Annotated in this window: 9 protein-coding genes; all 9 read right to left on the bottom strand. The window is 29.9% G+C overall.

The genetic code is table 11. The features are described from left to right. A partial coding sequence (locus CCE28_RS22295; protein WP_330396858.1) for a stalk domain-containing protein occupies positions 1 to 674 on the bottom strand: 674 nt, incomplete at its 3' end. Between the two features lie 294 nt (positions 675 to 968). Next, positions 969 to 1,199 (bottom strand): KH domain-containing protein, encoded by a 231-nt coding sequence (locus CCE28_RS13500; protein ID WP_095134255.1) that lies wholly within the window; start codon positions 1,197 to 1,199, stop codon positions 969 to 971. A 30-nt stretch (positions 1,200 to 1,229) separates the two neighbouring features. Beyond that, on the bottom strand, positions 1,230 to 1,493 hold the full coding sequence (gene rpsP / locus CCE28_RS13495; RefSeq protein ID WP_095134254.1) for a 30S ribosomal protein S16: 264 nt from the start codon (positions 1,491 to 1,493) through the stop codon (positions 1,230 to 1,232). Positions 1,494 to 1,519: 26 nt separating this feature from the next. Continuing rightward, complete coding sequence (gene ffh, locus CCE28_RS13490; protein WP_095134253.1) at positions 1,520 to 2,866, bottom strand: signal recognition particle protein; 1,347 nt, start codon at positions 2,864 to 2,866, stop codon at positions 1,520 to 1,522. A 17-nt stretch (positions 2,867 to 2,883) separates the two neighbouring features. Continuing rightward, on the bottom strand, positions 2,884 to 3,246 hold the full coding sequence (gene ylxM / locus CCE28_RS13485) for a YlxM family DNA-binding protein (RefSeq protein WP_095134252.1): 363 nt from the start codon (positions 3,244 to 3,246) through the stop codon (positions 2,884 to 2,886). Between the two features lie 128 nt (positions 3,247 to 3,374). Then, positions 3,375 to 4,487, bottom strand: a complete 1,113-nt coding sequence (ftsY, locus tag CCE28_RS13480) for a signal recognition particle-docking protein FtsY (RefSeq protein ID WP_095134251.1) — start codon at positions 4,485 to 4,487, stop codon at positions 3,375 to 3,377. Positions 4,488 to 4,502: 15 nt separating this feature from the next. Beyond that, a complete protein-coding gene (smc, locus tag CCE28_RS13475; protein ID WP_176461824.1) occupies positions 4,503 to 8,066 on the bottom strand; it encodes a chromosome segregation protein SMC in 3,564 nt (1,187 codons plus the stop codon). 81 nt (positions 8,067 to 8,147) lie between these two features. Next, positions 8,148 to 9,224: an elongator complex protein 3 gene (locus CCE28_RS13470; RefSeq protein WP_095134249.1), complete on the bottom strand. Its 1,077-nt coding sequence runs from the start codon at positions 9,222 to 9,224 to the stop codon at positions 8,148 to 8,150. A gap of 1 nt (position 9,225) precedes the next feature. Further along, positions 9,226 to 9,936, bottom strand: a complete 711-nt coding sequence (gene rnc / locus CCE28_RS13465; RefSeq protein WP_095134248.1) for a ribonuclease III — start codon at positions 9,934 to 9,936, stop codon at positions 9,226 to 9,228. Between the last annotated feature and the right edge of the window lie 80 nt (positions 9,937 to 10,016).

Genomic DNA, 10,016 nt, shown 5'->3' with positions numbered 1-10,016 from the left:
GTGCTAGACCCTTGAACAAATTCAAGATTTCTCTCACCTTGACTAATTTGTATAGTTCTAGTTGCCCCATCATAGCTAACACTGCCCCCGATATCTCTTATGAATTCACCTAAGGGTACACATACTCTACCATTAATTACAACAGGGTCCTGATTATATTGTTGCATCTCATTATTTAGCATTATATTTACTGATTTATTGTCTTCAGGTTCTGCTACTGCATCTTCATCTACTACTGCATCTTCATCTACTACTGCGTCTTCATCTACTACTGCATCTTCATCTACTACTACATCTTCATCCACTACTACATCTTCATCCACTACTACATCTTCATCTACTACTACATCTTCATCTACTACTACATCTTCATCTACTATTTGTTGCTGACTTATATTAGTTTGAGTAGTCGGAACATTTTCAGCAGCCATTATACTTGTAAATGGCATTGAAGCAAGGAGTAGCGCTCCTACCATCAAATTTACTTTTTTTATTTTAATATTGGTAAAATTTCTTTTTACATATTTTTGTATCTCTTTATTTAATGATTTATCTTTTTCATCATGTCTAGGTTGAAACTCTCTAGCAAATTCAGCAAGTGTAGCACTAGGGTCTAAGTGCAACGTAATAGTATATCCATCTTTATTTTTTTCTATTTTATGACCTATAAACATATTCAAAATAAAAAAGCCTCCTGGAAAAAATATTTTAAAAATAATTTTTTTCTAAACTATCTTAATAATTATATAATTTCCTATAAACTTTAAATTATAGGTAATAAAAATACATAAAAATAAGTAAAATTTTGTTTGTTTTTTCTTATAACCCATATATATCATATTTTGGTAAATAGAACTTCTCTATAATTCATAATTTCTTCTTTTTTGGAGATATTTAAAAAGCACACTTAGTTCAAGGAAAAATATTCTAATAAAAAAACACAAAAGGATTAGGTTTCCCTAATCCTTTTATTGAATAATTTCAACCACTATTCTTTTGTTTTCTTTTGTTGCAGCTGCTTTGGCTACAGTTCTAATTGCTTTAGCAATTCTTCCCTGCTTACCAATGATTTTACCCATATCCTCAGGTGCAACCTTTAATTCAACAATTAGAGATTGCTTCCCCTCTACTTCGTTGACGAAAACTTCGTCTGGGTTATCTACTAAAGCCTTAGCTATAGTTTTAATTAACTCACCCATTTATTACACCTCCTAAAGTGTAACACTCAATTACTTAGCCTGCTCGAACTTTTCCATTACTCCATACTTCTTGAATAAGTCCTTTACAGTATCAGTTGGTTGAGCACCATTGTTTAACCATTTAACAGCCTTTTCATCGTTAATCTTCACCTCAGCTGGTTCAGAAACTGGGTTATAGTAACCTATTTCCTCAATGAATCTACCATCTCTAGGTGAACGAGAATCTGCAACTACTACTCTATAGAAAGGCTTCTTCTTAGCTCCCATTCTTTTTAATCTGATCTTTACTGCCATTATATTCACCTCCTTTTAATGTTTATTTATCTTCCGAAAAATGGAAATTTCATCTTTCCACCTTTCTTCATATTCTTTTCCATATCTGAAAATTGTTTCATCATTTTTTTAGTTTGTGCAAATTGCTTTAACAAACTATTTATTTTTTGAACACTAGTTCCACTACCCTTAGCAATTCTCTTTCTTCTACTACCATTTATTATAGAAGGGTTCCTTCTTTCAGCTGGAGTCATAGATTGAATAATTGCTTCAATATGAACTAGTTCCTTGTCATCAATATCTAAATTTTTCAATTGCTTAGAATTAACCCCTGGAATCATTTCTAATATCTGATTCATAGGCCCCATACTCTTCATTTGCTGCAATTGGTCTAAAAAGTCTTCAAATGAGAATTCTTGACTTTTTATTCTTTTTTCTAGTTCCATAGCTTTCTTTTCATCAAAGTTAGCTTGTGCTTTTTCAATTAAACTTAGAACATCACCCATACCTAAAATTCTAGATGCCATTCTATCTGGGTGAAATGGTTCTAAGTCACTAAGCTTTTCTCCCATACCGGCAAACTTTATAGGTTTTTGAGTTACAGACCTAACGGATAGTGCAGCTCCACCTCTAGTATCTCCATCTAGCTTGGTTAAGATTATTCCATCGATTCCAAGTTTAGCATTAAAGTTTTCTGCCACATTAACTGCATCTTGACCAGTCATAGCATCCACTACTAAGATTATTTCTTGAGGTCTAACTTCTTTTTTGATTCCTTCTAATTCATCCATTAGATTTTCATCTATATGGAGTCTTCCTGCTGTATCTAGTATCACAATGTCATTACCATGTTTTATGGCATGTTCCACACCAGCTTTTGCTATATTTACAGGATTTACCTTATCTCCCATATTAAAGACAGGAATATCTAGTTGCTTTCCTACAACTTGTAATTGTTTAATAGCAGCTGGTCTATATACATCTCCTGCAACAAGTAATGGTTTTTTACCATTTTTCTTTAAGTATCCACCTAATTTTCCTGCTGTAGTAGTCTTACCTACCCCTTGAAGACCTACTAACATATATACTGTAGGCGGATTAGATGAAAAAGTCAATTTGCTTTGTGAAGTTCCCATTAATGTAGTTAATTCTTCATTTACTATTTTGATAATTTGTTGACCAGGTGTAAGACTTTCCATTACCTCACTACCAATGGCTCTTTCCTTAATAGTTTTAATAAAGTCTTTAACTACTTTAAAGTTTACATCAGCTTCAAGTAAAGCTAACTTTACTTCTCTCATTACTTCCTTCAAATCTTGTTCTGTAACTTTGCCCTTGCTCTTTAATTTACTAAGAGCATTTTGCAACTTATCTGCTAATCCTTCAAATACCATTATCTCCACCTCCAGAATTAAACATCTAATACATTTGAGGCTATTTCTTTTATTAAATCTATTTTATCTAAAAGTTCTTTATCTTTATCATCTACTTTTGACTCAACAAATCTTATAGACTCTAAAATACACTCAATATTTCTCTTTGTAAATAGAAATTTTTCAACTAACTTTAGCTTTTCTTCATAACTCTTAAGTAACTTTTCAGCCCTTTTTATATTATCATATACAGCCTGTCTACTTACGCTTAGTTGTTCAGCAATTTCTCCTAGGGATAAATCATGATAATAATATAGTTGTAACACGTCTTGTTGTTTAGAAGTTAGCAACTGACCATAAAAGTCATAGAGCAAACTCACCTCAAGTATCTTGTCTACCATTTAGTATTATCCTCCCTGCTGTAAAGGTCTTATGCTTTACAGATGTATTGTATCTTAGATTGAACTATATGTCAACACATTTCTATAATTAAATTATATTTTTATTTTATAATCTTAAATTTTAAAGCCTATTCACCAAACAAAGCATTTACAAAATCATTAGGATTAAATAATTGTAAGTCTTCCATTCCTTCTCCTACACCTATTAATTTCACTGGAATATTAAGTTCGTTGGCTATACTAAGAACAACCCCACCTTTAGCAGTTCCATCTAATTTTGTAAGAACTACACCATTAATATTAGTTACTTCTTTAAATACTTTGGCCTGCTGAATTGCATTTTGTCCTGTAGTAGCATCTAATACGAGTAAGGTCTCTTTAGCAGCTTCACTAAATTCTCTTTCTAAAACTTTGCTAACTTTACCTAATTCATTCATTAAATTCTTTTTATTATGTAATCTTCCTGCCGTATCACATATTAGAATATCTGTATTTTTAGATTTTGCAGATTGTATAGCATCAAATATTACAGCAGCTGTATCTGCCCCTTCCTGATGCTTAATAATATCTACCCCTACCCTATTTGACCAAATTTCTAATTGGTCTATGGCAGCAGCTCTAAATGTATCTCCAGCAGCTAATATTACTTTCTTTCCTTCACCCTTCATTCTGTGGGCAATTTTTCCTATTGAAGTGGTTTTACCAACACCATTTACTCCTACAACTAATATTACAGATGGAGAGTTGGATACGTTTAATTCATTACTCTCTTCTAATGTTAGAATGTCTATTAAAATTTCTTTTATTAAATATCTAAGTTCTTCTGATTCTGTTATTTTTCTCTTTTTAGATTCAGTTCTAAGTCTATCTATTATTTCCATAGTAGTATTAACCCCTGCATCAGAAGTAATTAAAATTTCTTCTAGTTCTTCAAATAGTTCCTCATCTACTTTTTTATACGCCTTAAGTACACTATCTACCTTATCTACTATTCCATTTCGTGTCTTAGAAAGACCCATTTTTAATTTTTCAAATAATCCTGCTTTAGGACTTGCGACTTCTTCTTTCATGTCAGAAGCCATATCCATAGCCACTTCTTCTGTCTCTATTATTTCTTCTGATTTTTCCTCAACTTGTTGTTCTTCTTCTATTACTTCTTTTGTATCCTGAATTTCTTCAGGATTATTTATTTCTTTACTCTCTTCATTTTTCTTGAATTTTGAAAAAATTCCTTTAAGCATACTCATTCCTCCATACTAACTAATTTTTTCTTTCATTTCTAAGGAAACTAATTTTGATACACCTTGATCTTCCATAGTAACCCCATATAAGGCATCTACAGACTCCATAGTCCCTTTTCTATGGGTAACTACAATAAATTGGGTATCCGATGAAAATTCCTTTAAAAACTCTGCATACCTATATACATTAGCTTCATCTAATGCAGCTTCTATTTCATCTAGTATACAAAATGGTGTAGGTTTAACTCTTAATATGGCAAATAATAAGGATATGGCTGTAAGGGCCTTTTCTCCCCCTGATAACAAGGATAAATTTTGTAATTTCTTTCCTGGTGGTTGAGCTATAATTTCTATTTTACTAGATAATATATTTTCCTTATCTATTAAAATAATTTCTGCCTTTCCTCCACCAAATAATGATTTAAATATTTCATCAAAATTTACTCTTATCTCATTAAGAGTTTTAATGAACTGACTCTCCATTGTATTTTCCATATCTTTTATAACCTGCTTTAGAGATTTAATCGAATTAGTTAAATCATCCTTTTGAGTAGTTAAAAATTCATATCTTCCCATAACTGTATCATATTCATCTATGGAATCCATATTTATATTTCCTAAAGCTTTTATTTTTCTTCTAAGGATTTTCCCTTCTTTAGATGCTTCTCCTATATTTATTTTGTCATTTTTATATTCTTTAGCCTCTTCATATTCTAGTTCATACTCTTCTAAAAGTTTGCTTAGAATACTTTGTTGTTGTATGTCTAGCCTAGCAAGCCTTAGTTCTACTTTATGATTACTATCTTGTAGTTCTCCTATTACTTGTTCATTTTTCTTTAAGTCTTCACTTAATCTATTATATAGATTGGATATATTTTCTTTATTTTCTATTTCTTTCTTTAGATTTATTTCATATTGACTTTTTAATATTATATTTTCTTTTATTTCTGTATTAATTTTAATGAGCAACTCTTCTATATTTACTTTTTCTGCTTCCATTTCATGAATATTTTTTACCTTTATTTCCATACTACCTTGAGATTTTACTAATTCTCTACTTAGTTCTTCCCTAGATTTTGTATAATTTTTATCCTTTTCCACAAGGGCAGCCATACTAACTTTTAAAGTTGTTATTTCATCATTTAATTGATCCTTTTGTACTTTTATTTTATCATGCTCATCTTTATTTTTATTGGCACCCTTATTTATGCTTTCTTCTTTGAGTTTCAAACTTTTTATTTCTTCTTCCCTTAATTTTATTTCTACTTGGGTTTCCTTTAAATCCACTTCAATTTGCTTAATTTCATTATTTACTTTTTCTATTTGAATATTACTATTCTTAATTTCATACTTATTTTTTTCTATCTTATTGTTTATTTTTATAAGTTCCATCTCTGTTACTTTTATATTATTGCCATATTCATCTACTAAAACTTCTAATTCATTCATTTTTTCTACAATTTGCTTCTTTTCTTTTTTTATTTCTTCTTTTACTTTGTTTTCATTATCTAAATACTCTTCCAGCTCATCTATTTCCCTTTGTCTACTTAAAATGTTTAAGGTCTTAGATTTATAACTACCCCCAGTGATTGCACCAGTAGTATTAATCACATCTCCTTCTAGAGATACAATTTTATATTTCTTGCTTATCTTCTTTGACAATTCTATGCCCGTTTCAATAGTATCTACAATAATAGTTCGTCCTAATAAAAATTTCATGACGCCATCATACTCTTCGGAAAACTCTACTAAATCACTTGCATATCCCAATATGTTTTTAGATATACTTATATTATCTCTTTTTCTTTGTTTATCCATATTAAAGTTTTCTATTGGTAAAAATGTTACTCTACCAAGATTATTTTTCTTTAAATAATCAATTATATCTTTAGCATTTTTAGGAGTATCACATACTATGTTTTGCATTGTAGCACCTAGGGTAACTTCTACTGCTACCTCTAATCCCTTTGGAACCTTTAAAAGTTCTCCTACTACACCATGGACGTTTTTTCCGAGTGCACTACCTTTGCAAAACTTTAGAGTTTCCTTTACACTCCTGCTAAAACCTTCATATGCCCTTTGCATTTCTACTAGTAATTTCTTTTTAGTCTCATAATCCCTAATATTTTGCAAAGACTGATTTTCTTTCATTATACATGACTCATAGGATTTTTTAGTTATTGCCATTTCGTTACTAGAGTTGTGATACTCTTTTTTTAAGCCACTAAGCTTATTTTTAATGGCATTTGATTCTTCTAATATAACATTTGCTTCTTCTTTTAATTCCCTCTCTGTTTTACTTAACTCTTTCTTTTCATCTTCTATGGTCACATTTCTTTTTTCTAAATTTCTTTTTAGTGTATCTAAACTACTTATTTCACTTTTTTTGCTCGCTATGAGGTTTAATATTTCAATTAAATCATCCTTATATGTTTCCATATTCTCCTCATAGGAAGTAATATTATCTATAAGCTCTTTTAAAGACTTTTCTCTATTTAAAATATTGGAACGTTCCTCTTCTAAGACTTCTTTATTAGTTTTTCTCTCAATCTCTATTCTCTTTACTTCTTCCTCAATATTTCTTTTATTATTTTTAATATTTTCAATTTCCTCATGTATTCTTTCTAAATTCTGAATTATGTTGGTTTTCTTTTCATGGTTAAGTTTTGTTTCACCTTCTCTTTTTTCTATTAAGTTACTAATGTTAAATATATTGTTTTTTAAGTTGTTAATGGCATTTTCAGAATTATCCATTCCACCTTTTAATTTTTCAAATTCCGTATTAACTCCTCTTTTTTTGTCCATATAAAATTCTAATTGTTCTAAGACGATTCTTTGTTGCTCTTTTAAGGAATCCAAATCCCCTTTAATACTTTCAAAATCATTTAAGTATAAGTTTATTTCAATATCTCTTAATTCTTCCTTATATTTTATGTATTCTTTAGCCTTTTTGGATTGTCTTTCTAAGGATGGAATTCTATTTTCAAGTTCACTTATTATATCATCTACCCTTGTTAAGTTCTGTTCTGTATTTTCCAATTTCCTTTCAGATTCTTGCTTCCTTGTCCTATACTTAACAATACCTGCCGCTTCTTCAAATAAGAGTCTTCTATCTCCTGTTTTATTACTTAATATTTCATCTATTTTACCTTGTCCAATAATAGAATATCCATCAATACCAACACCTGTATCCATAAAAATCTCTTTAATATCTTTTAGTCTACATAGGGATTTATTTATATAATACTCACTATCTCCAGATCTATAAACTCTCCTAGTTACAGTGACCTCTGAATAATCTACATCTAACTTATTACTTTCATTATCTAATGTTAATGAAACCTCTGCCATGCCAAGAGGTTTTCTATTAGTAGTTCCTGCAAAAATAATATCCTCCATCTTACTTCCCCTAAGGGTCTTGGCACTTTGCTCTCCTAATACCCATCTAACTGCATCAGAAATATTACTTTTACCGCTTCCATTAGGTCCTACTATAGCTGTTATTCCATCTTTAAATTTTATCTCTGTCTTATCTGCAAAGGATTTAAATCCTCTTAACTCTATTTTCCTTAGATGCAATTTCAAAACACCTCTTCAATATGCAAAAGTTACAAATTATAATGCAATTTAAAATTTATCTTTAAATAATTTAGATAGATTTTAAATTGCATCATTTATGTACTGTATTATATTATAAACTATCATATTATTATTAGTAAATAATTTCACATTCCTATCTATAAGTGAATTATTCCTTATTATCTTTATTTTTCCAATATTATATTTATCTTTTAAAAACTTAATATTAGATTTATTATGACCTGCCACGCTAGATACATTTTTATCACTTGTCTCTAAAATCACTTCTTTTTCATTTTCTAATTTAGAATGAGAAAATATATAATTTAAAAAGTCTTTAAATAAATTATCCTCAACCAGCTGTCTTATGGATGGATGAAAGGGTCCTGCAATTATGTCTTTCCCTTTAGCTATATTTTCTGTAGGCTGTAATCCTATCCTAATGACTTCTATACGGTTTTTTATAAATTTAACCAATAAATCTTTACAAATGCTTATGGTACTATCTAAATTAAAAGGAATGTATTTAGAATTAATATATAGTTCCTCTAACTCAGTATCCTTTACAACCAATGTTGGATATATCCTAACAAAGTCAGGTTTTAACCTTATTATTTCATCGGCAGTATAATTAACTGAATCTTCCGTATCTCCAGGAAGACCTACCATCATCTGTAATCCCACTTTAACAGGATAATTTTTCATAATATTAACTGCTATTTTCACATGTTCTGGTGTATGTCCCCTTCCACTTAGGTTAAGAATTTTTTCATCCATAGATTGAACTCCTAACTCGATTATGGATACACCATACCCAACTAAAAACTCCATAATGTCTTCATTAATATAATCAGGACGTGTTGATAATCTAATATGATTAACTATTCCCTTAGATTTCCACTCATATGCCACTTTAAGTAAGCTTTCTTGTAGATCCCTTTCTATCCCTGTAAAACTTCCTCCAAAGAAAGCGATTTCAATATTTTTATTCTCATAATCAGGAATGGTGCTTATATAGTCACTTATTTGATTTCTTACTTTATCTATGGATATATCCTCAACATTTCCTGTAATTCTTTTTTGATTGCAAAAAACACAATCAAAAGGGCACCCCTTATGTGGAACAAATACAGGAATTATGTAATTAGTCTTTGCCATTTTATACCACCTTTTTTAATGCCTCTTTTGCTGCCTTTTGTTCTGCCTCTTTTTTACTCTTTCCTGATCCTTTACCTATTACTTCTCCACCTATTTTAACTTGTACATAAAAAATCTTATTATGGTCTGGTCCCTTTTCATCTATTACTTCGTATTCAATTTTATCATTACCCTTACTTTGAATAATTTCTTGTAAGTGAGTCTTATAATCTTGGAATATTCTTCCTTCTATTGCATCCTTAATAGTGTTCTTTAGATTAGATAGTATAAACTTCTTAGCGTTTTCCAATCCACCATCTAAATATATGGCACCTATAACAGCTTCAAAGGTATCTGCTAAAATGGAGATCCTTTCTCTCCCACCTGTTACCTCTTCACCTTTTCCTAGCATTAAATATTTACCCATGGCTAATTCTATGGATGAATTAGCTAAAGATGGCTCGCATACAATACTTGCCCTAATTTTAGTCAATTCTCCCTCTTGAGATGCAGATAAGTTTTTGTACAAATAATCACTAATAACAATTCCTAATACGGAATCTCCTAAAAATTCTAATCTTTCATTATGTTGTATATTTCTTTTTTTATTCTCATTAGCATATGAACTATGAGTTAAAGCTTCATTTAATAGACCTATATTATTGAATTCATAAGATACTTTTTTAGATATTTCATTCAATAAATTCTGCCTATTAGCATCAATATTACCCATCAATGCCCTCCTTATGTTGTTTTTTCTTTAATATATTTTACACTTTTTTAACATATTTTAAAAGTTCTTATATTAAAATT

The organism is Anaeromicrobium sediminis, from assembly GCF_002270055.1.
Classification (GTDB): domain Bacteria; phylum Bacillota; class Clostridia; order Peptostreptococcales; family Thermotaleaceae; genus Anaeromicrobium; species Anaeromicrobium sediminis.
Note: the sequence above shows the minus strand (reverse complement) of the source record. Positions and strands in the feature narration are given on the sequence as shown.

Excerpts from the sequence above, each read along its gene's own strand:
- CCE28_RS13500 (WP_095134255.1), bottom strand. The coding sequence starts at position 1,199 with ATGGGTGAGTTAATTAAAACTATAGCTAAGGCTTTAGTAGATAACCCA.
- rpsP (WP_095134254.1), bottom strand. The coding sequence starts at position 1,493 with ATGGCAGTAAAGATCAGATTAAAAAGAATGGGAGCTAAGAAGAAGCCT.
- ffh (WP_095134253.1), bottom strand. The coding sequence starts at position 2,866 with ATGGTATTTGAAGGATTAGCAGATAAGTTGCAAAATGCTCTTAGTAAA.
- ylxM (WP_095134252.1), bottom strand. The coding sequence starts at position 3,246 with ATGGTAGACAAGATACTTGAGGTGAGTTTGCTCTATGACTTTTATGGT.
- ftsY (WP_095134251.1), bottom strand. The coding sequence starts at position 4,487 with ATGCTTAAAGGAATTTTTTCAAAATTCAAGAAAAATGAAGAGAGTAAA.
- CCE28_RS13470 (WP_095134249.1), bottom strand. The coding sequence starts at position 9,224 with ATGGCAAAGACTAATTACATAATTCCTGTATTTGTTCCACATAAGGGG.
- rnc (WP_095134248.1), bottom strand. The coding sequence starts at position 9,936 with ATGGGTAATATTGATGCTAATAGGCAGAATTTATTGAATGAAATATCT.